The 21,724-nt window shown below is 42.3% G+C and carries 19 protein-coding genes; 5 read left to right on the forward strand and 14 right to left on the reverse strand.

Translation table 11 applies throughout. The annotated features are described in order from the left end of the window. Positions 1 to 382: 382 nt before the first annotated feature. Positions 383 to 1,609 (reverse strand): peptidase T, encoded by a 1,227-nt coding sequence (pepT, locus tag Q7A53_RS14090; protein ID WP_411789815.1) that lies wholly within the window; start codon positions 1,607 to 1,609, stop codon positions 383 to 385. Between the two features lie 211 nt (positions 1,610 to 1,820). Between pepT and Q7A53_RS14095 the strand changes: the two genes are divergently transcribed. Beyond that, positions 1,821 to 2,897 (forward strand): AI-2E family transporter, encoded by a 1,077-nt coding sequence (locus Q7A53_RS14095; RefSeq protein WP_459178595.1) that lies wholly within the window; start codon positions 1,821 to 1,823, stop codon positions 2,895 to 2,897. 78 nt (positions 2,898 to 2,975) lie between these two features. On the opposite strand, the gene Q7A53_RS14100 is transcribed toward Q7A53_RS14095, so the two are convergent. The 8 genes from Q7A53_RS14100 to Q7A53_RS14135 form a co-directional block, all read right to left on the reverse strand. Then, entirely contained in the window at positions 2,976 to 3,395 is a 420-nt protein-coding gene (locus Q7A53_RS14100) for a nuclear transport factor 2 family protein (protein ID WP_411789816.1), read from the reverse strand. 47 nt (positions 3,396 to 3,442) lie between these two features. After that, a complete protein-coding gene (locus Q7A53_RS14105; RefSeq protein WP_411789817.1) occupies positions 3,443 to 4,000 on the reverse strand; it encodes an AAA family ATPase in 558 nt (185 codons plus the stop codon). A 177-nt stretch (positions 4,001 to 4,177) separates the two neighbouring features. Then, entirely contained in the window at positions 4,178 to 4,813 is a 636-nt protein-coding gene (locus Q7A53_RS14110; protein ID WP_411789818.1) for an FMN-dependent NADH-azoreductase, read from the reverse strand. 173 nt (positions 4,814 to 4,986) lie between these two features. Beyond that, a complete protein-coding gene (locus Q7A53_RS14115; RefSeq protein WP_411789819.1) occupies positions 4,987 to 5,121 on the reverse strand; it encodes a hypothetical protein in 135 nt (44 codons plus the stop codon). Positions 5,122 to 5,410: 289 nt separating this feature from the next. Then, positions 5,411 to 6,445, reverse strand: a complete 1,035-nt coding sequence (locus Q7A53_RS14120) for a DctP family TRAP transporter solute-binding subunit (protein WP_411789820.1) — start codon at positions 6,443 to 6,445, stop codon at positions 5,411 to 5,413. Positions 6,446 to 6,523: 78 nt separating this feature from the next. Further along, positions 6,524 to 7,789: a TRAP transporter large permease gene (locus Q7A53_RS14125; RefSeq protein WP_411789821.1), complete on the reverse strand. Its 1,266-nt coding sequence runs from the start codon at positions 7,787 to 7,789 to the stop codon at positions 6,524 to 6,526. A gap of 50 nt (positions 7,790 to 7,839) precedes the next feature. Further along, positions 7,840 to 8,397 carry a TRAP transporter small permease gene (locus Q7A53_RS14130; RefSeq protein WP_411789822.1) on the reverse strand — a complete coding sequence of 186 codons (558 nt, stop codon included), beginning with the start codon at positions 8,395 to 8,397 and terminating at the stop codon, positions 7,840 to 7,842. A gap of 260 nt (positions 8,398 to 8,657) precedes the next feature. Beyond that, positions 8,658 to 9,503 carry a GNAT family N-acetyltransferase gene (locus Q7A53_RS14135; RefSeq protein WP_411789823.1) on the reverse strand — a complete coding sequence of 282 codons (846 nt, stop codon included), beginning with the start codon at positions 9,501 to 9,503 and terminating at the stop codon, positions 8,658 to 8,660. Positions 9,504 to 9,582: 79 nt separating this feature from the next. Between Q7A53_RS14135 and Q7A53_RS14140 the strand changes: the two genes are divergently transcribed. Next, positions 9,583 to 9,762 (forward strand): SE1832 family protein, encoded by a 180-nt coding sequence (locus tag Q7A53_RS14140; protein WP_411789824.1) that lies wholly within the window; start codon positions 9,583 to 9,585, stop codon positions 9,760 to 9,762. Between the two features lie 133 nt (positions 9,763 to 9,895). On the opposite strand, the gene Q7A53_RS14145 is transcribed toward Q7A53_RS14140, so the two are convergent. Beyond that, positions 9,896 to 11,758: a cation:proton antiporter gene (locus tag Q7A53_RS14145; protein ID WP_411789825.1), complete on the reverse strand. Its 1,863-nt coding sequence runs from the start codon at positions 11,756 to 11,758 to the stop codon at positions 9,896 to 9,898. A 319-nt stretch (positions 11,759 to 12,077) separates the two neighbouring features. On the opposite strand from Q7A53_RS14145, the gene brnQ reads away from it, so the two are divergent. Continuing rightward, positions 12,078 to 13,397, forward strand: coding sequence for a branched-chain amino acid transport system II carrier protein (brnQ, locus tag Q7A53_RS14150; RefSeq protein WP_411789826.1), 1,320 nt, complete (start codon positions 12,078 to 12,080; stop codon positions 13,395 to 13,397). 245 nt (positions 13,398 to 13,642) lie between these two features. Here the strand turns inward: brnQ and Q7A53_RS14155 are convergent, their stop codons facing one another. The 4 genes from Q7A53_RS14155 to Q7A53_RS14170 all read right to left on the reverse strand — a co-directional run bounded on the left by Q7A53_RS14155 (position 13,643) and on the right by Q7A53_RS14170 (position 18,115). Beyond that, positions 13,643 to 14,494 (reverse strand): transglutaminase family protein, encoded by an 852-nt coding sequence (locus Q7A53_RS14155; RefSeq protein ID WP_411789827.1) that lies wholly within the window; start codon positions 14,492 to 14,494, stop codon positions 13,643 to 13,645. A 26-nt stretch (positions 14,495 to 14,520) separates the two neighbouring features. Beyond that, positions 14,521 to 15,483 carry an alpha-E domain-containing protein gene (locus tag Q7A53_RS14160; RefSeq protein WP_411789828.1) on the reverse strand — a complete coding sequence of 321 codons (963 nt, stop codon included), beginning with the start codon at positions 15,481 to 15,483 and terminating at the stop codon, positions 14,521 to 14,523. Then, a complete protein-coding gene (locus tag Q7A53_RS14165; RefSeq protein WP_411789829.1) occupies positions 15,476 to 16,936 on the reverse strand; it encodes a circularly permuted type 2 ATP-grasp protein in 1,461 nt (486 codons plus the stop codon). Before Q7A53_RS14165 ends, Q7A53_RS14160 begins: the two co-directional genes overlap by 8 nt. 246 nt (positions 16,937 to 17,182) lie before the next feature. After that, complete coding sequence (locus Q7A53_RS14170; protein ID WP_411789830.1) at positions 17,183 to 18,115, reverse strand: NADP-dependent oxidoreductase; 933 nt, start codon at positions 18,113 to 18,115, stop codon at positions 17,183 to 17,185. Positions 18,116 to 18,220: 105 nt separating this feature from the next. Between Q7A53_RS14170 and recQ the strand changes: the two genes are divergently transcribed. Both recQ and kynU read left to right on the forward strand, forming a co-directional pair. After that, complete coding sequence (gene recQ / locus Q7A53_RS14175; protein ID WP_411789831.1) at positions 18,221 to 20,368, forward strand: DNA helicase RecQ; 2,148 nt, start codon at positions 18,221 to 18,223, stop codon at positions 20,366 to 20,368. A gap of 75 nt (positions 20,369 to 20,443) precedes the next feature. Beyond that, positions 20,444 to 21,724, forward strand: coding sequence for a kynureninase (gene kynU, locus Q7A53_RS14180; protein WP_411789832.1), 1,281 nt, complete (start codon positions 20,444 to 20,446; stop codon positions 21,722 to 21,724).

Genomic DNA, 21,724 nt, shown 5'->3' on the forward strand with positions numbered 1-21,724 from the left:
CTTACCTGCCACTGAGGTAAAGACCATAAAAAATAGACCTTTACCACGGTGGGTAAAGGTCTCGCTAACAACGTCCGTTGCCAATAGAGCCGGGGATGCTTCCCGGAATGACGACTCTATTGTACAGCTACTCCCCTTTAGGAAATGCTAAATTCTAACTTAATCATAGCATGCCACCGTGTTTTGTCAATCTAATGTTTTCGTTGAATCCATCCTAAACTTAGTATGATAAATAGGAATAGTGTTATACACGGTTCATACAAATAGACTTTAGCAAGAAGCTGCCAGATCTTTCTTCTTCGTCTTATTTTACGGTTCGCCGTGCCTTAAACAAACGTTTGATTAAGAGGCTGCGGACCCTTCCAGCCGTTGAGTTTTCCGCTTACGCTTCTTCTTCAAAGAGGCGGGAAATTTCTACAATAACTTGAGTGGCTTTTTCCATGTTATCGAGGGAAACATATTCGAACTTCCCATGGAAATTCTCTCCCCCGGTAAAGATATTCGGTGTAGGAAGACCCATATAGGAGAGCTGGGAACCGTCTGTACCTCCACGGATTGGTTTCACGAGTGGTTCGATATTTATATTCTTCATGGCTTTACTTGCTTTATCTACGATTTCTTTTACGGGCCTGATTTTATCACCCATATTGTAATATTGATCCTTCATTTCCAGAGAAATGCTGTTCTCCCCATACTCTTCTCTCAAACGGTCTGCGATCTGCAGCATGGTTTGCTTCTTCTCCGCGAACTTCTCCTTATCATGATCACGAATGAGGTAAACTAGCTGCGTCTTTTCTACATCTCCCTCAAATGAATTCAAGTGGAAGAAGCCTTCATACTCCTCTGTATGTTCAGGTGCCTGTCCAGCTGGAAGCCCCTCGTTAAATTGCATAGCCAGCTTTACCGCGTTGACCATTTTATCTTTTGCAGTACCTGGGTGAACACTATTTCCATTAAAAGTTACTTTCGCCATCGCAGCATTAAAGCTCTCATATTGCAATTCACCCAACGGGCCGCCATCCACTGTATAAGCATAGGAGGCTCCAAAACGATCGACGTCAAATTTGTGCGGACCGCGTCCAATTTCTTCATCCGGTGTAAAGGCTACTCTTATTTTGCCGTGCTTGATTTCAGGATGCTGAATTAAATAATCCATGGCTGTCATTATTTCGGTCACTCCGGCTTTATTGTCCGCACCTAAAAGAGTCGTTCCATCCGTTGTAATTAACGTATGACCTATATATCCCTCAAGCTCAGGAAAATCTTCAGGAGAAAGAGTTACAGTTTCGTTCAGTGGAATGCCGCCGCCCTGATAATTTTCAACCACCTGAGGGTTCACACCCGCCCCTGTAAAATCAGTCGCCGTATCCACATGGGCAAGAAAACCGATCACAGGGACTTCCTTCTCTGTATTGGCAGGCAAAGAAGCCATCACATAACCGTACCTGTCCATTTCAACCTCTTCCATGCCAATATCTTTTAATTCTTGAACCAGTTGATTGGCGAGGATCAATTGCCCCTCTGTAGACGGTGTACTATCTACACTTTCATCTGATTGCGTATTAATTTTCACATAAGATGTAAATCTCTGCAGTAAATCTTCTTTCATCACACTGTTCCTCCTTAAGTTCTAATTGCTGTTCCATTCTTTACGGGGTAGAAGAGATCATCAAGGGCGATCTCTGTCCGTACAAGCATGCTTATGCTTTTCTTAAGTTTATAAATAGATTAGAATAAAGTAAACTTATAACAGGAATTATTTGCTGGAATCTCGAACATTAAGTAAGATCCCAAATTTTTTACATAAAGGTGTGTCGCAATTGATTCATAAACGATGGTTCCAAGCAATTGTGGTTGGCATTTTAGTCAGCCTGCTTATTTACATGATTCATCTGATTGGATTCTTCTTTCAGCCCATATTCACTTACATTGGAGCGATCGCCGTTCCTCTAATTGGCGGAGGGATCCTATTTTACATTTCAAGGCCGGTGCTGCATTTCCTTGAACGAAATAAAATTCACCGTCTTCTTGCTATATTAACCATTTTTGTGCTTTATATTTTCATTGGATTCTTAATCACTCAATTTATCGCTCCTGTAGCCCAGCAGCAATTCTCAAAGTTAATTGATAATTTTCCAATTATGGTTAATATGTTTACCGACAGTATTAACTATTGGCAGCAGAATCAGGATATTATCCCCAGCCAATTTGACAGCACCATTAACAGTGTTGTAGATAATCTGCAAAGCTACCTGCAAAATGCTTCCAAGATATTAATCAACTTTATCAGTCAGCTAATCGGTTTTGTATTTGCTCTTGTGCTTGTCCCGTTCTTCTTATTCTTCATGTTAAAAGATGGCGAGAAATTTGTTCCGTTTGTGAAGCAGTTTCTCGGACGCAGAGTTGGAGATAGCTTTGAAAGGTTAGCAGGATCCATTGACCATACGTTGAATGCCTTCATCTTAGGCCAGGTGACCGTCAGTATTGTCGTCGGTCTCATTCTGCTTGTCGGTTATTTAATTATCGGCCTGCCTTATTCTCTTACTCTCGCACTGTTCGCCATGCTAATGAATGTTATCCCGTTTATCGGTCCATTTCTTGCCGTTCTGCCTGCCATGCTTGTCGGTCTATTCCAGGATCCCATGATGGCCGTGTATGTCGTAATTATTATGCTGGTTGCTCAGCAAATCGAAGGAAACTTTGTCTCTCCGAACGTTATGGGGAAGGCATTAAGTATTCACCCGCTTACGATCATTACGATTATTCTAGCGGCTGGAAGTCTGGCAGGATTTATCGGCTTGCTGTTTGCCATTCCTGCCTATGCTGTTATTAAGGCAATTGTAAGTCATCTTTACCACGAGTGGCTTGCATACCGGTCCCCTTCTGAAAGTGAATAATTCATCAGAATAATACACGAAAAATAAGTCTTTAAAATTAAATCCGAACGATGAGGAAATACGTACTCCATTCTTCCCTTATCGTTCGGATTTTTTGTCCTTCATGATGTCAGTTGGATCGGTTTGAGGTGCTTCACTGCAATTGACTTCCAAATCCGTTATCGTACCCTGATGGAAATAAAGCTGCCAACGTTGATCGATATATTTCCAAATAGAGCTTCGCAGCGTATTTCTTTTTCTTGTCTGGTCGGCGACAAAATATGTAGTTAAAGTTACACCTTCAGCTAATGACTGAATCTTAAAATTGTGCAGCGTCATTTCCGAAAGGACCACACCACTCTCCAAGCATTCTTTCTTATCGTATGGATAGCCTGAACTTCCTATTTCCCAAAACTCGTCAGCGAGGATAGCATTAAGATGCTCATAGGAATTACGAACGTCCAGCTTTAAATGTCGTTCTTCAAGCTCCCTTAAATGTTCTTCTAAATGGCTGCTCATCTTCTCCCCCTCCTTCTATACATACAAATTGACAGAATCATCCAAGCCTATAAGTTGAAATGTTCTTTAATCATCTGAGCAGCTATTTCAGGGGTTAACTGTTCATTATTCAACCTTAAATAGTTCTCTTGCTCAATTTCTCCTGGGTAAGAATTTAACCGGAGTTTTTTCATCGTGCTTTTCAAATGCTGTTCGGATTGTTCAAGATTCCTCTTTGTTGGTTTGTTCTGGAGTCTATGAGGGGTTTTATTTCTATCTAGTCTAACGTCCATATCAGCTTCCAGTTCTACAAAATAAGTATCGGCCCCCTGGGCACTGAAAATCGCAGACATATTTTCTACGGCATCCCAATCTTTCTGCTGATCAAACGCCCATACATAAGTGAAAATCATTCCATAATGATGGCTGGCAGAAAAGGACTTGAATATTTCCTCGCGAAACAAGTGCGTTAATCTCCACATCTCCTCAGAAAAACCATAAAGAGGTTCCAGTAAATCTATCGTCATGTGATTATGAAAAAGCTTAAGACCTGTAATTTTCGCAAGCTCTTGCCCCACGGTCATTTTGCCCACTGCCTGGGGGCCGAATAGTAACACAAATTTCATTCCATCTCTCCTCCCCAACCACAGTCTGCTCAAAATTTAGAAGCAGATAAAGATACATGCATTTTATCATATCTGCCTTTAAGGTAAATGGAATCCGTATCTTAATAGAAAAAACCCGAACCACTGTAGGGTTCGAGTTTTCTGAGAGAGACTACTTTTGTGTGTCGTGCAGTTTTATTAAAAGGTTTGCGCTAAATCCTTCGCACGGTTAATACCATCCTGCTTAATATCTTCAGCTTTATCTGGCATCGCAGCATGACCTTCGACAAATAATCCTTCATAAGAAGGGACGCCAAAGAAATTCATCACCGTTTGCAAGTAACGGTCCCCCATTTCCATCCCAGCTGCCGGTCCTTCAGAGTAGATTCCTCCGCGGGCCTGGATGTGAAGAGCTTTCTTATCAGTAAGAAGTCCAACTGGTCCTTCTTCCGTATATTTAAAAGCCTTCCCAGCTACAGCAACGGAATCAATATAGGCTTTCATGACAGGAGGGAACGAGAAGTTCCATAAAGGAGTCACAAATACATATTTGTCCGCGTCAATAAACTGCTCACTTAGTTCAGATAAGCGTCCGACTTTTTCTTTTTCGGACTGACTCAGTTCTTCAAAACCTTTCCCCGACTGCAGTTTCCCCCAGCCTTGGAATACGTCCGCATCTATGTGAGGAATATTTTCTTTATAAAGATCTATATGAACAACCTCATCACTCTCATTAACTTCCTTATATTTATTGATAAATGCGGATGCCGCTGCCATGCTGTAAGATTGTGTTTCATCGTGTGGATGAGCTGTAATATACAATACTTTTGACATAATCATTCACCTTCCTATTTGAGCTTCATGTTCATGAAATCCAAGATGACAAAATACTATCTTGAATTAAAGATAACTGAACACGAATATCATCATAAAGGACGGTTTCATTCAAGTCAATTTATTTGTTCCAAAAAAAAAGACTTGTCTAAGTGACAAATCGAGGATGGGATTCATTTAATTTCAAAAGGGTTCCCACCTATATTTTTTCTTGCTTCGTCAGTTACTTCTGCCACAGGATGAGAGTCAGGTGCTTCTTTCAACTCTATCTTACCACTTCCATCATAATGAACCGGATAGTCTTCCATCCTTTTCCACCTCCTCTACTTCATCATAACTGAAAGCGCATACAAAGTCTTTATATTTTTTAAAAATTCCAAAAATAATATGTTATCTCTTCCATACACACATGTCACACTTTTCTTTCTCCTTTAATCAGTGGAGGAATAAAACGGTAACGTCCGCCATCGATCCTCAAGAAACAAAAAATCCGAACGACGATGGAATCATTGGTAACATTCCCTCATCGTTCGGATTCATAACTAAATGACTTCCTTTAATGCTATTCCACCCTAGGAAAAGAAACCAAACAAATGGTTATTCCCCTGATGCTGAATCAATTTCTTTTTGAAGTTTATCTAAAATCTTACCATCTACAGTAGAAACATCACTACGATAATAATCGCGAACAGGTTTCGCTGCTTGTTTGAATTTCTCGCGATTTTCATCCGTTAATTCTACAATCTCAGTAGGATTTTCTTTATCATTTTTGATTTTTTTCAACCAATCTTCATTTTGCTGCTTCTGTTCTTTAAAGACCCAATCCTGCATTTCCTTCGTCGTATCATCGACCATACCTCTTATATCATCAGGAAGACTTTCGTACCAATCATTATTAACGGTAGTCATGGCTACGTAGTTATTGTGACTGGATAGAGTCATATAATCTTGTACTTCATTAAAAGAAGCGTCCCCGATAAAGAAGATTGGATTTTCCTCTCCTTCCACCGTACCACGATCAAGGGCTGTATAAAGCTCCGACCAGCTCATCGGTGTAGGATCTGCTCCATACGCTTTATAAGATCTTAAAATAAGCGGAGACGTTTGGGTCCTCATTTTAAAGTTTTCAAAATCTGAAGGTTTCTCAATTTTTTTACTGGAGGTCCACTGCATGGCTCCTTCTGTCCAGTAAGATAACGGCGTAATGCTATGCTCTTCATATTTATTACGCAAATCTGTATTAAGGGCTTCACTTGTATTTAATATCTCTTGCGTCGTTTTCACACTTTCAGGAAATAAGAAATGCAAGGCGAAAATCTGTCCCTCTTTCACCATGTTACCTGTAAAACCTGGAGACATAACCGCCATTTGTACGGCTCCGTTCTGCAATTGTTCCACCTGGTCCACTTCACTGCCAAGACCGCCAAATTCATAAACTTGAATGTTTACATTTCCGTCGGATTTCTCCTTCATTCGTTTGGCAAACTCCTGAGCATACTCATATTGAACCTGCCCTTTTACTTCTTCCGTTACGAATTTCCAGTTGTAAGTTTTCCCGTCACTGCTGCCGCCAGAGCTGCTTTCATCATTTCCTCCGCAGGCCGATAATACTAGACTCAACACAAACAGCATCACTAATCCTAATACTCTCTTCTTTTTTAAAATAATGATGACCTCCCAATTTTTATAAATAGACCTCCACGCTTTGCTTTAAAGAAAAGCGAGTGAAAGTTGTTCAAAGTAAATTAATAAAATAGAAATAAGCACCAGCATGATAATATAAGGCGGTGTTCCCTTAATGACTTGCAGGTATGGTTTATTAAACACAGCACTTGCAGTAAATATGTCTACTCCAAACGGTGGTGTTGCTGAACCTAAAGCCGCCTGGAAGGTAATGACTACCCCTAAGTGCACAGGATCAATACCTGCAGCAACCGCCGGTGGATAAAAGATTGGCGTTAACACCAAAATGACGACAATCGGATCGACAAACATACAGCCGATAAAGAAAAAGATAGTAACCATGAACAGCACATAAATGCCGCTGGGATCGGTTCCTAATACAGCTTCTGAAATCATCTGCGGGATCCTTGCGAAGGAGATGACCCAGGTGAATGCTTGTCCACCTGCCACCAGAACAAATACGGCAGAGGTAACAAGACCTGTCGACCTCGCTATACGGGGAAGTTCTTTAAGATGAATGGAACGGAATAGTACGACTTCTAGTAGAAAGGCATACAGAACAGACATCCCTGCTGCTTCCGTTGGGCTGAAGATCCCACTGTATATTCCGCCAATGATAATAACGGGAAAGCCCAATGGAAACAGTGCCCTTCTCGTCATTTTCAAGCGTTCGCTCCAGGAAGCTTTCTCCGCAAGCGGGATCTTCGTCACTTTAGCGTGAATCACACTATAAATAGCAAAGCAGACGAAGACAATAATTCCGGGTATAATTCCCGCTATAAACAGGTCGCCGACAGATGTTCCCGAGACAAGCCCATAAATGATCATTCCGATACTAGGGGGTACTAGCAAGGCCACATCACTAGAATTAATGATAAGGGCAATGGCCGTATGATCTTTATAGCCAATTTTTAATAATCGCTGTCTCATCGGCTTTCCTATCGCAACAACCGTAGCTTGAGTCGAGCCTGAAATCGCGCCGAACAACGTACACGCTGCCGCAGTCGTGACGGCATAGCCTCCTCTAATATGACCTATAAACGAGCCAATAAAATCGAGCAGTCGGTTCGAAGTCTTTCCTGTTGTCATAATATCTGCTGCAAATATAAATAACGGAACCGCTAACAGTACATAAGGTTCGATTCCGGTAGAAAATTGCTGCATAAGAATCATAGGGTCCAAATTAGGAAAATAAATGAACATTACAATTAATGGAGCTGCCATGAGCGGAATCATCATTGGAAAGTTCAATAATAGCAGGACCACCATGATCGTAAGTAGGGTCGCGATCATATTGTTATCCTTTCTTCATACATTGAGTTTAGTTAATAAGAAACCATTCATTATAGGTGGATTTCTTCGTTTACATCGCGTTTCTCTTCGTCATTATAGTCCTTAGCATCCGTTCCTAAATAAACATACTCCCGATCCTTAATATTAATCCAGGCGTTTCTTAGAAATTGAATACCTCCGAGCAAGAAACCAATGGGAATGAAGATATATAAGTAATAAGCCGGCATTTCCAGAGCCGGTGTTACTCTCCCTGAGTTATAAACGTCCAACACGTACAAGGAAGAATAATAGGTAAGTATAAATAGGAAAATAGCCGTGACAACCGGAATGAAAATAGCAAGAATCTTGCGGACTTTAAAGGGTGCAAGATCATAAAAAGCAGACATACTGATATGCCGGCCTTTTCTTGCCGCAAAGCTAATTCCAAGAAAGGTGGCCACGACGATACAGATTTGACTAACTTCATCTGCAAATGGCGGGGAATAGTTGAATAGCGCCCTGCTTAAGGCTTTCCCAACGACCATCAATGCGATGATAATAACTGCATAGCTTAAAATGAATTCTTCAAGCTTTAAGATCGCTTTGTCGATCAATTTGAATAGCTTCAAATGTTTGTTACCTCCTCTGATGAGCGCGGGAATAAGTACGAAGGCCCAGTTACTATTATCATACCGAACAACAAGCGAACAGCCCAAACCTCATTATTCCGAATATTTTGTACCATTTATGTAAATTCTGTAGTGAGGTAAATTAAGAAAGCGATCATGAAAGTATGATCGCTTTAACTGTCTATATGTTTGTTTTCCTCCAATTCCTCTATAAAATTCCCAATCGGATTAAATAATGTAATATTTTCCAATAATTGCAATTAGTTAAAATGATAGACTTTCGAATTACCAATCCATTGATAGCCAATTTTCTTATAAATTGAATTAGAAGTAGGGTTTGCTAAATCCGTATAGAGGGCACAGAACGAAAATCCTTCTCTTAGCAATAGATTCGATAACTGCCAAACGGCCTGACTGGCATATCCTTGCTTCTTAAATTGATCCGGGGTAAACACTCCGTTTACTGTCGCACCATGAGGAGTGGTGCGGGCGCGGCAGACCATGGAAACAAATTCTTCTCCCTTCTTCCATAAATACACTCGCTCAGCGTCAATCATCTCTTTCGCTTGCTGCTCACTATCTTGAGGCGCTGGGGTATTCGTTTCGATAGAGAATTGCTCCAGCCATTTGGCAACCAACTTTTCCTGGCCGCTTGCTGCGAGGATTAATTTCCCCTCCCCTTCCCGTATCTCTTCAAGCTTATCTAATCGATAGATGCCCTGATGCATTTGCAGTGCCGTTTCCTGTCCAGTTAGCTCTTGCCACCTTTCCAGAAACCACTGGACCGCATTCTCCTCCCCTAAGATACCCGGGACTTCATGCGCCTCCGTTCGTAAATACTCTGTTAAAAAGCAGACTTGCTGCCGGGTTACCGATGTAACGGAAGGAAGGATCCATAGGTGTGGCGGCGTTCTTAGCGTTAAGTACACCGGACGTTCCTCTTCGTCATAAAGGACCAGCATGGACACATCTTCCACGGCTGCCGGGTCTTCTTGTAACCGATGCATAATTCCTAAAGGAAGGTTATTCTCTGCCTCCTGAGCCATTAATAAAGGTGCGGCTTCTCTCGCAAACTGTGACGGATCTTGAAAACTCTTTATGTTCATCCTTTACCCTCCTGTTAAAAATTACTATTATTATACTTACTTGACAGGTCTTCTACAATAGAAGAAAGGAGTGATGAAGATGAACAAGAGGGAAATTGAAGATCAAATCACATTTCTGAAAGCTGATTATATTCGGATCCAAGGAGACTTGGATAAACTTGAGGCAAACGGTGCCAATGTCCAGAACGCTGAGAAGCAGCTGGACCGAATGGAAAAAGAACTCAAGGACTTAAAACAACAGCTGGCTAAAGCAAAATAAATTTTGTAAACTTGCTAAAAATACACGACAAAAAATCCGAACGATGATGGAATCATGTAAATTACATTTCATCATCGTTCGGATTTATTAAGGATTAAAAGATTTCTTCCCAGTCTTTAGTTATGCCTTCTTGTTACGCATCTTTCTTATCCTTCTGCCCATTCCGCTGTTCTTCCAGCTTCTCTTGAATTTTCTCAAATTCTTTACTAGGGGGAGTAAGGGCCACTACTACATCAGAGGGTTCAGCTCTGGAGTCACCGTATTCACTAAAGAACTGTATATTTCCGGACGGTTTTTTTATGCATACTAGCACTGCACTTTCATCAACATTCTCCAAATACTTTTCAAATCCGTATTGTTCGGTAATATTCGTTTTCCTAAACACATATCCGTGATCCACCATCTCGTTCAATTTTTCCAGGGAGACGCCGTCTTTAAAGAGAACTCGCCCTCCTATGGTGTGAACGAGATCTTCTAAGTTATCTCCTTCACGATTACTCAAGGTGAGCTGAAAGAGATTATTCCGGCCGAACTCTGGGACAAACGTGGTGCAGACTAGCGCATTATAAGAATCTAATTCTGTCGCCGCAATCAGATACTCATAAGGCGTCATATCTAAATAGTACTCGGTTTGTTCGGACAAGATTTCTCCATGATAGGTTTTAACTCCTGCTGATCTCACCCGCGTCAGCCGCTCCCATGAAGAATCGGAAACGAGAACAGGTACTTTCAATTCCTCGAACGTTTTCGCAAGCCTTGTTGCGAACTGACTTCCACCAGCAATGATAACTCCAGGAGGCCCTTCGTTGGACAGTCCAAGTTTCTTGGAAAGCCAGCTAATAGAGAATCCATGTGCAACAACTGTAGTAAAAACAAGGGCAAAAGTTAACGAGATTAGGATGCTGGCATCATCAAATCCAGCATCTCCAAACACACTGGCGAAATAGCTGGCAACGGTAAGAGCAACTATGCCGCGAGGGGCAATCCAGCCGATCAGCAGTTTTTCTGCTTTCGTTAAATCTGTCCTCCATGTAGACAGGAAGATAGAGAGCGGCCTGACAATGAACAGCATCAACAATACAAATCCAATAATACGAAAATGGAAGATTTGCAGCAGGGTTTCCTGAGTTAAAGATGCCGTCAGCATGATGAATATAGTGGAAATTAATAATAGCGAGATATTTTCTTTGAAATGTCTCATGTCATCAATGGAAGAGATATGCATATTCGCTAACGTCATTCCCATGGCTGTAACAGAAAGCAATCCTGTTTCATGAGTGATTTCATCAGCTATAGTAAAGCAGGCAATCACGACCGTGAAGACAACGGGAGATTTCAAAAACTCCGGAACATACCCCGTTTCGAACATCCAGCCTACCCCTTTCCCACATGCCCAGCCAAGTATGACTGCAAATATAGAGGCAAGCAGGAAGGATAACAATTGAGTCGGATTGCTGTCGTGACCCAGCAGAAACTTTATAATTTCGAATGCGAACACAGCCAGTAAAGCACCGACCGGATCCACAATAATCCCTTCCCATTTAAGGATCTTCGCCGGTCTTGGTTTCAGTTTAGCCTGACGCAGAAGCGGCAGAATGACTGTGGGCCCTGTAACGATAAATAGTCCCCCAATAACAAAGGCAACCGCCCAGCTCAGCCCGGCAACATAATGAGCGGCTAAAGCTCCAAAGATCCATCCTAGAAAAGCACCGAACGTAACGATTCGAAAAACGGGACGTCCTAGCCCTCGCACTTCTTTAAAATCTAAATTAAGGCTGCCTTCAAAAAGAATAACAGCTACTGCTAGAGATATAATCGGTTCATATAATCCACCGAAATCATGTTCCGGGTTCATCAGTCCAAATACAGGTCCGGCAAGCAGCCCTGCAATGGACATAATCACTATGGCAGGCAGACGAAATCTCCATGCAAGCCATTGGGAACCGATCCCCAGTGTTCCAATAATCATAAATTGAAGCAAAAGCGAATCAATCATGTGTAGTCTCCCTTGTTTAAGGCTTGCGTAACAATGATATTCATATTTTATATGCCCCCTCCCCTCCTGTAAACTATCTTGTTCTGAGATGAACATTAGACCTCAGAAAGAGAACGCTTTCTTCATTGGAAAAAATTCCAAACACTGCCGATTTAAAAATATTGATTGACATAATTTTTTGACATTGATAGTATTTACGGCGTTGCAGATGAAACGATCCGTTTAAAAATTAATCGTTACTATATAGTTCATCCTTGGACAGGATGGCTTTTTTTACGCAAAGAATATGAATAATTACATCTATGGAGGAGGAGCCCCTATGAAGTTTAGAGATACGCTATTTATTGGCTTTACACTGTTTGCGCTGTTTTTTGGAGCCGGCAATCTAATCTACCCAGTATCCCTCGGTATGGAATCTGGAAGCTCCTATTTCTTGGCTATTTCCGGTTTTGTTCTCACCGGTGTCGGGATTCCTGTGATCACTGTCGCAGGTATTTCCTTTTTTCGAAATGGAGCAATTGAATTAGCCGGACGTGTTCATCCTAAGTTTGGAATTATTTTCACTTCGGTCATCTATTTAGCCATTGGTCCCTTCTTTGGAATTCCCCGTGCTGCGAATGTCGCGTATGAAATGGGAGCCGTTCCATGGTTCAGCAGTCCCTCTTCGTGGACACTGTTTCTATTTACTGTGATCTTCTTTACAATGGTTTATTGGGTCAGCTTAAATCCATCTAAATTAATCGACCGTATCGGTCAATGGTTAACTCCTGCTCTATTTATCGCTATTATAGGATTGGTAGCGGGAAGCTTCTTCTTACTAGACGGACCGATTCAGCCGCCAAGCGAAAAATACCAAGCCCAGCCATTCTTCGCAGGTTTTATTGAAGGCTACTTAACTATGGATGCTATTGGTGCTTTAGCATTCGGAATTATTGTCGTTACCTCCTTCCGAGACCGCGGTGTCCATGATCAAAAAAAGTTAACCATTAAGACGCTGCAAGCTGGTTTAGTGACAGCTGTCGGTCTCACCGGCGTGTATGTAGCCATCGGCTGGATTGGGGCAAAAATGGCCACTGAAGGAAGTTATGATAATGGAAGTGCCATTTTATCAGCGGCCGCTAAAATCATCTATGGTGATCTTGGTACTTTATTATTGGGCATTATTGTGGCTCTCGCTTGTTTCACTACCTGTGTAGGATTAACGGTCGCCTGTGGACAGTTTTTCTCTCAGCGTATTTCTAAGCTATCCTATAAAACAGTGGTTATGGTGATTACGCTGCTCAGCTTCAGTATTGCCAATATAGGGCTCAATCAGATTATTGCTTATTCTGTTCCTGTGCTGGTATTTGTGTATCCTATCGCCATTGTGCTGATCATCCTGACCTTTATCAGCCGCTTCTTCCATCATTCACCTTATGTTTACCGGGGAGCAATTATACTCACTTCGATAGTAAGTTTGTATGATGGATTGAATGCTATGGGAGTGAACCTATCTTTTGCGACACCGTGGATCAGTCAGCTTCCTTTCTTTGAATTAAATTTAAGCTGGATGATTCCCGCTTTAGCTGGAGCACTTGCCGGCGGGCTCTATCATGTGATTAAATTGCAGACGAAAACATCTGAAAGTTATCAAAACTAATAAAAGCTAATCTTTAATGCCAGGTCGAAAGTGTCTTATTCAACAGAAAGAAGTTGGGACATAAAACAGGAAATGTAAGTATCCCCCGTCCAGAAACGACTGGAATTTTCATCTTTTACAAGAAAAAATCCGAACGATGATGGAAGAATGACATTACCATTTCCTCATCGTTCGGATTTTATATTGGCTAAAAGACTTCTGTCCCTGCCTCTAAGTTTTACACAGTTTCCGTTAAGGGAACCTCATTAGTGATCCAGCAGCGTTACACTTACTTTCACGTCTAAGTTTTGACCGCCTCCACGATACACGCCCTGCAAAGGACTTACGTCTGCATAATCTCTGCCTGTGCCAATTCGAATGTGATGCTCGAGGGCCTCTACATTATTCGTAGGATCAAGGCCAACCCAGCCGATTCCTGGGACCATCATTTCCACCCAGGCATGTGTGGCAGCATCACCGATCAAAGCAGAGTCTTCTCCTACATACAAATATCCACTCACGTACCTAGCAGGAATGCCAGCAGATCGAAGAACAGCAATCATGATATGAGCATAATCCTGACACACTCCGGCTTTTAACGGCCAAGCTTCAAAAGCCTTCGTATTGACTTGAGTGGCTATACCATCATACATGATCGATTGGTTAATGTATGCCATTAAATCCAGCGCAAATTGGATCGGATCATCCGAACTGCCAATGAGATTGTTGATTTCTTCTAACTGCTCCTTGTACATAAACGTATAAGGCGTTTCATTTAAATATGGTAAATAATGATTATGGAACAGATCTGAATTAAAAATTGATCTCATTTCGTCATTACAGCGAATCATTCGTATAAATGGACTCTTTTGAATGCTTACTGTTGAAATTGTTTTCACAGAAAGATGCTCATGCTTCTGAGGGATGAAAAAAGTCTCCACGTGATTGCCCCATAAATCAATATGTTCTTTTGTCATGGAGTTTGGCTTAATTTCTGTCCGATAAAGCAGTAATCGCTGACATTCATCGGTCCTAGGTTTCAGCCTAATATGATTCATACTCTGATCTACAAAATTCTCATAGTAGAAAGTATTTGTGTGTTCAATTTGGTATTTCACCGTAAAATCCCCCTAGAGCAGCAGTGTCATGTCACATGCACCGGCTCAACTAAATAATAAGTTTCTGTAAACAAGCGGCTTACCGCATAGCAGCGATCTTGAAAATGATCGAGAAACTTCATTAATTCTTCCATATCCAATTCTTCTATATTTGTCCGCCCCAGCTCTTCTTCGATCGTCGCCAGCATTTGAAACAATTCCTCAGAATAGCTGGAAATTTTCCCACCTTCCAATTTATGAACAGCGCTTAAAACATGGTCCATACAGTAACGGATTGAGCGTGGAAAAGCAGGTTCGTCAATTAAAAATCGCAGCACCGGTTTCGCGTCCATCGTCGGAGGATTATCTTTAATATAAGCATCATAGCCATTTAGAACTTGCAGGCCGGTAAGCCAATAATAGTAGCTATGAGTTCCGCCAGGGGTACTTTTCCTGTGTTTTTCACAAATGACGTTCAGAATTCGCGCCGTTTTTTCCGCACGCTCGAGCCATTTGCCGATTTTGATGAACGTATAGGGGTTCCCGCGTGACATGGAGGACTCAATAATTCCCTGGGCGGTCATAGAGGCCGTAATTAGATTCTTTAAATACCCTTGAGTATGCTGGATGGTAAACGTCTGTTCCTCCCAGCCTTTCTGCTCCAAATGAAATCGATTTAAGCTCTGCCAAAGTTCGTCCGGAATAATTTCTCTCGTAGATCGGGCATTATCGCGGGCATATTTCATACAGTTTGCTAAAGAATTCAGGTTTACGGGACTAATCGTTAAATAATGTATCATCGCATCGCGGTCCAACCGTTCATAACGGTTGTAGTAATCCTCGGCCGATGCCGAAATCTCCAGCACTTCTTCCCAATCGCGATCCAGCATATCCTGATCCGAAGCTTCCAGCATATTTACCAGCTGTACGCTGAGTGCTCTTGCATTGTTTTCGGCTCTTTCGATATTTCGGGACATCCAATAAAGTGAATCAGCAACTCGACTAAGCATTGGCTTGGCCTCCTTCCGCAAGAATCCATGTATCTTTTCCTCCGCCGCCTTGAGAAGAGTTCACAACGAGCGAACCTTCTTTCAAGGCAACTCGTGACAACCCGCCAGGCATCACATGCGTCGTTTCACCATTCATAACGAATACACGAAGGTCGACGTGACATGGATAAAATTTACCATCCTGGTATGCAGGAGCACGGGACAGCTTTATGGTGGGCTGGGCTATATACTGCGACGGACTCTCGATAATTTTCTTCCTGAAGAGTTCACGCTCACTCTCTTCCGCATGAGGACCAATCAGCATGTCATATCCCCCGGAGGCACCCACATTCTTTACAACTAATTTATCTAAATGCTCCAGCACATATTCCATTTGTTCCGGGTCTCTCAGGAAGTATGTTTCCACATTAGGTATGATGGGTTCTTCGTCTAAGTAGTAACGTATCATGTCAGGGACATAGGCATACATTGCTTTATCATCTGCTACTCCGTTACCAATGCCATTCAGAATGGATACATTTCCTTTACGATAAGCATTCAACAGTCCTGAAACCCCAAGTGCCGAGTCGGGACGGAAAGCTTCTGGATCAAGAAAATCATCATCAATCCTTCTGTAAATAATATCCACTCGTTTTAACCCGCGGATGGTTTTCATGTAGACAATATCATCTTTTACAATTAAGTCGCGTCCTTCCACCAGTTCAATCCCCATTTGCTGAGCTAAAAAAACATGGTCATAATAAGCAGAATTGTACATACCCGGTGTGAGGAGCACCGCTGCCGGCGGCTTAGAAGGGTTAGCATTTTTAGGTACGTGGCTGATCACGGCCTGGTGAAGCTCTGAAAATTGTTGTTCGAGGGTTTCGATCGAATGCTGAAAAAACAACTCAGGATAGACTTGTCTCATGACATAACGATTTTGGAATACATAAGACATTCCGGATGGGTTCCGCAAATTATCTTCTAACACCCGATAATCGCCATTTTCATCCTTGATTAAATCAATTCCAGCAAGAAAGATATGGTTATCTAACGGGATGTCTACTCCCCCCACCTGTTTATGATAATAATAAGGATTCTGCTCAATCAGCTCAGCGGGTACGATGCCATCCTTCACAATATTCTGGTCATGGTAAACATCAGACAGAAAATGATTGAGGGCGGACATGCGCTGTTTCATGCCTTTTTTCACCTTTTCCCATTTTGTATCGGGAATAATAATGGGTACAAAGTCAAAGGGCATCGTTCGTTCTGTACTCCCTGTATGGTTATAAACAGTAAATGTAATTCCCTGGCGCAGGAAGCTTAACTGTGCTGTTTCGTGCTTTTCCTTTAGTTCCTGTTCCGAGAATTGGTGGACAAGCTGATAAAACCATTGATAGTGATTTCTGGGCTCTCCGCTTTTTCCGATCATTTCATCAAAGAATTCTCCCACCTTGTAATTGGTTAACACTAAATCTCTCCTCTCATGGAACCTTGTAATAGTGTATATACCCTACTATAACATTTCATAGTCAGAATATTGTTTGAATTTAAAGAAAAATGGAAATAAATTGATTCTGCATTTTTATATAAAACGCATCTTTATATAAAAAACATCCTGCCACTTAAAAAGGCAGGATGTTATAAATTTACTGCTTCTCAGCTGATTTTGTTATACTAGTAAATAGAGCCTAAGCTAGATAATAGTTCTGACAGTTTAGATCGAAATGACGATTTTACCTTTTGCGTGGTGGGATTCACTCACTTCATGGGCATCTTTCAAGCCTGCCTCGCTAAGTGGAAAACGATGGCCTATCACAGAAGTAAGCTGCCCTTTCACCATCAAATCAGCAAGCTTTGCAAGCTGTTCACCACTTGGCTCCAGCCAGACAAACCCTGCTTTCACGCCATATTTCTCTGCGGTCTTCTCATCAGGCGGCTGGACAATTGAAGCCAGTCTTCCTCCTTCTTTCAACACTTGAAAGCTTTTCTCCTGAATTTCGCCTCCCAGTGTATCAAGAACGATATCGAAATCACTTAATACTTCTGAGAAATCTTCTTCCTTATAGTTAATAAATCGGTCTGGTCCTAATTCTTCTACCCAATCTTGATTTTTCCCACTGGCTGTTGTGGCTACATAGGCACCTAGAGCTTTAGCAATTTGAATCGCATAATGGCCGACACCGCCGGAGCCAGCATGAATAAGCACTTTATCGCCTTGTTTGATTTCACCAAAATCAACGAGGCACTGCCAAGCCGTTAGTCCAGCCAATGGAACCGCTGCTGCTTCTTCAAACGGAATATTTTCCGGCAGATGAGCGAGAAGCTGCTCATCGACAGCCGCATATTGGGCGTAGGTTCCGTTCCGCGTTGTTGCCGGACGAGCGAAAACACGATCGCCTTCTTTAAAATTCTTCACGTTTTTCCCGGTTTCCTTTACAATTCCTGCGGCATCCCAGCCCAAAATGATCGGAAATTCAAACGAAAGTTGATCCTTTAAATACCCTTCTCTCAATTTCCAATCAATAGGATTGATGGAGGTTGCTTTTAATTCTACGAGTACTTGATCTTCATTTATAACTGGTGCTGCAACTTCTTTTTCCACTAGCTGCTCTTTATCTCCATAATTCTCTATTACGATAGCCTTCATCTATAAACACTCCTTATCATTAGCTTTCACGATAACTATTTTCCCCTATTTAGTTAATCGAAACATGATAAAATAGGGAAAGAATCGACCAAAGGGATGATCAAAATGATAAAGCAAGCTAAAGAACTGCTGCAGCAATACTATGGGTTTTCTTCGTTTCGTCCAGGACAGGAAGAAGCCATCTCTCATGTTTTAGAAAGAAAAAATACTCTTGCCGTCATGCCTACCGGAGGGGGAAAGTCATTGTGTTACCAAATTCCAGGTCTCACACTTCCGGGAACGGCCATTATCATTTCTCCGCTTATTTCCTTAATGAAAGATCAGGTGGACGCCTTGCTTTCTTATGGAGTGGCGGCGACGTACATTAACAGCTCTTTATCTTCAGAAGAGCAGCGAAATCGTATTCAGGATATGGAAAACGGCCGCTATTCCTTTGTCTATGTTGCTCCTGAAAGGTTTGACTCGCCAGCTTTCATGACAGCTATTCAAGGAATTCAATTAGCTTTAATTGCCTTTGACGAAGCACACTGTATTTCTCAATGGGGGCATGACTTCAGGCCGAGCTACCGGTCGATCGTTTCAACTTTACAGAAAGTTCCTAACCTCCCCGTTCTGATGGCTTTAACCGCTACAGCAACTCAAGAGGTCATTCGAGATATTAAACAGCTGATTGAGGTTGATGATGAAGCCGTGGTTAATACAGGCTTTGCCCGGGAGAACCTTTCCTTTCGAATTATGAAAGGACGCGATAAGCGTGAATTTGTTACCGAGTATTTAGAAAGCCGCCCCCAGGAGGCGGGCATTATTTACACAGCAACTAGAAAAGATGCTGATCAGCTTCAATCCTTTTTATCCAAGAAAGGTTATGCTGCCGGCAAATACCATGCGGGCATGAGCGAGGATCAGCGGAAGAAGGTCCAGACCGATTTTGTCCAGGATGAAATTACGACTATTATCGCAACGAATGCGTTCGGAATGGGAATTGATAAGTCCAACGTCCGCTATGTGATCCACTACTCCATGCCGATGAATATCGAATCTTATTATCAAGAAGCAGGAAGAGCCGGCCGTGATGGTGAACCGGGAGATTGTGTTCTGCTCTTCTCAAGTCAGGATATTAATTTACAGCGCTTCCTGATTGACCAGTCTCCTTCAGAGGAGAAGAAAAAAGAAGAGTACGCGAAACTCCAAGCCATGGTGAACTATTGTCACACTCATACTTGTTTACAGAAATTTATTTTGGAATACTTTGATGATCCCGTCCCACCTGAACCATGCGGCAAGTGTTCCAACTGCATGCATGCCGGGGAAGAACGTGATATGACGAAGGAAGCTCAAATGGTTCTTTCCTGCGTGAAACGGATGGGAGGGAAATTCGGCGCCGGTTTAACCGCGAAAGTCCTGCGGGGTTCTTCCGATCAGAAGGTCCGGCAGTTCCGGTTTCAAGACCTATCTACTTACGGTATTCTTTCCCGCTATACGGAAAAAGAACTCACACGGTTTATTCATTTTTTAACAGCGGAGGGCTACTTGACGCCCGGACAAGGACGTTACCCTGCTCTACAATTGACGAAGGATTCCTTATCCGTGCTGAAGAATGAAACGTCAGTCGTTATGCTCGTTGAGGCAACCACTACGAAACAGGAAACCAACTACAACCTAGAGTACTTTGAAGAATTGCGAGCTCTGAGAAAATCATTGGCAGACGAGGCAGGTCTCCCTCCTTATGTTGTGTTCTCAGATGCTACGCTTAAAGAGCTGACGATTTACTTGCCTGAAGACAAACAAGAAATGCTGGCAGTCAAAGGAGTCGGAGAGCAAAAGTTCGCTCAGTACGGGGAGGCATTCCTTGAGGTAATTCAACCTTGGGCCGCAGAGCAGGAAGAGAAACCTAAGCCTAAATTTAACACGTCTTCACGGATGATTCCTCGGAAGAACCCAGACGATGACCGGCCGAGTCACCTGATTTCTTATCAGATGTGGCAGGAAAACAAAACAGATTTTAAAGCGATCGCTAAAGAACGAGGAATGTCAGAGTTAACAATAGAGAATCATATCTTTCGCGCGATTCAAGAAGGAGAAGCGGCTGATTGGGATGAATGGTTCACTCCATCAGAGGAAGAGCAGGTGCTCTACGAATATAACCAGCTTGAAGAAGATAAGTTAAAGCCCCTTAAGGAGGCACTACCGGATAACATTTCATATCGGATGATTAAAGCGGTCCTCGTGAAAAACGATTTATGGAAGAAATAACTTTCTCTGAATGGAGCGCGCTTCTTTTGCCATCTTCAGGAGGGAATCTTTATAATTAAAAGGAGGAGGAATTGGATGACAGAAAGGGTAATTACGAGAGAATCGGTGCGAACTTTGGATCAAGAAGATTCCTTAAGCGAATTCAGAAGTCAATTTTACTTACAAGAACACACGTATTATATGGATGGAAACTCTCTTGGCCTGCTTTCAAAAAAAGCAGAAAAAGCATTGCTCACGTCCTTAAACGATTGGAAAAAGCACGGAATTGAAGGATGGACTGAAGGACAGCAGCCATGGTATTACATGTCTGAAAAACTTGGCGAGCTGACAGCACCGCTTATTGGAGCGGCACCTGAAGAAGTTATCAATACCGGATCCATTACGACCAATTTACATCAGCTGTTAGCCACTTTTTACAAACCAGAAGGAAAAAGAACGAAAATTATCGCGGATGCGCTAAACTTCCCTTCTGACATTTATGCTCTGAAAAGCCAGATTGAGCTTCATGGACTTGATCCCAACGAGCATTTAATACAAGTGGAAAGTTCTAATGGCCATACACTGACTGAAGAGGATATCATTGCAGCTATGGATGACACTGCGGCTCTGCTTCTGCTTCCATCGGTCCTTTATCGCAGCGGTCAGTTATTGGATATAGAACAGCTTACAGCAGCGGCTCATAAGCACGGGATTATTGCAGGGTTTGATTTAGCCCACTCTATCGGAGCCCTTCCACATAAGCTCGATCAGTGGGATGTGGACTTTGCCGTCTGGTGTACGTACAAATACTTAAATAGCGGTCCCGGCGGTGTGGGAGGCTTGTTTGTAAACCAAAAGCATTTGGGCCGAAAACCCGGGTTGGCTGGATGGTTCAGCTCAAAAAAAGAAAAGCAATTTGATATGGATCATGAGTTAACTCCATCCGACAGTGCTGGGGCCTTCCAAATAGGCACCCCTCATATTCTCAGCTCAGCTCCCTTGCTTGGCTCTCTTGAAATTTTCCACGAAGCAGGGATTGAGGCGGTTCGTCAAAAATCTCTAAAGCAGACCCGCCTGATGATGGACATGCTTCACCAGGAATTAAATGAGGCAGGCTTTCAAATCGCCACTCCCCTTGAAGATTCGCAGCGCGGAGGTCATATAAGCCTGCTCCATCCCGAAGCAGCCAGTATTTGTAAGGCGCTTAAACAGGAGGGTGTCATCCCTGATTATCGTTCGCCTAATGTGATCCGGCTAGCCCCTATTGCGCTTTATACATCTTTTGAAGAGGTTTATGATGTCATGATGATCCTTAAAGAAATTATGAATAAAGGGAAGCATAAGCAATACAAAAATGAACGCGGAATTATCGCCTAA

The sequence above is a fragment of the Halobacillus rhizosphaerae genome, assembly GCF_046719735.1.
In the GTDB taxonomy this organism is placed as follows: domain Bacteria; phylum Bacillota; class Bacilli; order Bacillales; family Halobacillaceae; genus Halobacillus_B; species Halobacillus_B rhizosphaerae.

Coding starts and splice junctions, on each gene's coding strand:
- Q7A53_RS14160 (WP_411789828.1), bottom strand. CDS start 15,483: ATGCTTAGTCGAGTTGCTGATTCACTTTATTGGATGTCCCGAAATATC.
- brnQ (WP_411789826.1), top strand. CDS start 12,078: ATGAAGTTTAGAGATACGCTATTTATTGGCTTTACACTGTTTGCGCTG.
- recQ (WP_411789831.1), top strand. CDS start 18,221: ATGATAAAGCAAGCTAAAGAACTGCTGCAGCAATACTATGGGTTTTCT.
- kynU (WP_411789832.1), top strand. CDS start 20,444: ATGACAGAAAGGGTAATTACGAGAGAATCGGTGCGAACTTTGGATCAA.
- Q7A53_RS14140 (WP_411789824.1), top strand. CDS start 9,583: ATGAACAAGAGGGAAATTGAAGATCAAATCACATTTCTGAAAGCTGAT.
- Q7A53_RS14120 (WP_411789820.1), bottom strand. CDS start 6,445: ATGCTGTTTGTGTTGAGTCTAGTATTATCGGCCTGCGGAGGAAATGAT.
- Q7A53_RS14110 (WP_411789818.1), bottom strand. CDS start 4,813: ATGTCAAAAGTATTGTATATTACAGCTCATCCACACGATGAAACACAA.
- Q7A53_RS14105 (WP_411789817.1), bottom strand. CDS start 4,000: ATGAAATTTGTGTTACTATTCGGCCCCCAGGCAGTGGGCAAAATGACC.
- Q7A53_RS14100 (WP_411789816.1), bottom strand. CDS start 3,395: ATGAGCAGCCATTTAGAAGAACATTTAAGGGAGCTTGAAGAACGACAT.
- Q7A53_RS14115 (WP_411789819.1), bottom strand. CDS start 5,121: ATGGAAGACTATCCGGTTCATTATGATGGAAGTGGTAAGATAGAGTTG.
- pepT (WP_411789815.1), bottom strand. CDS start 1,609: ATGAAAGAAGATTTACTGCAGAGATTTACATCTTATGTGAAAATTAAT.
- Q7A53_RS14170 (WP_411789830.1), bottom strand. CDS start 18,115: ATGAAGGCTATCGTAATAGAGAATTATGGAGATAAAGAGCAGCTAGTG.
- Q7A53_RS14145 (WP_411789825.1), bottom strand. CDS start 11,758: ATGATTGATTCGCTTTTGCTTCAATTTATGATTATTGGAACACTGGGG.
- Q7A53_RS14125 (WP_411789821.1), bottom strand. CDS start 7,789: ATGATCGCGACCCTACTTACGATCATGGTGGTCCTGCTATTATTGAAC.
- Q7A53_RS14135 (WP_411789823.1), bottom strand. CDS start 9,503: ATGAACATAAAGAGTTTTCAAGATCCGTCACAGTTTGCGAGAGAAGCC.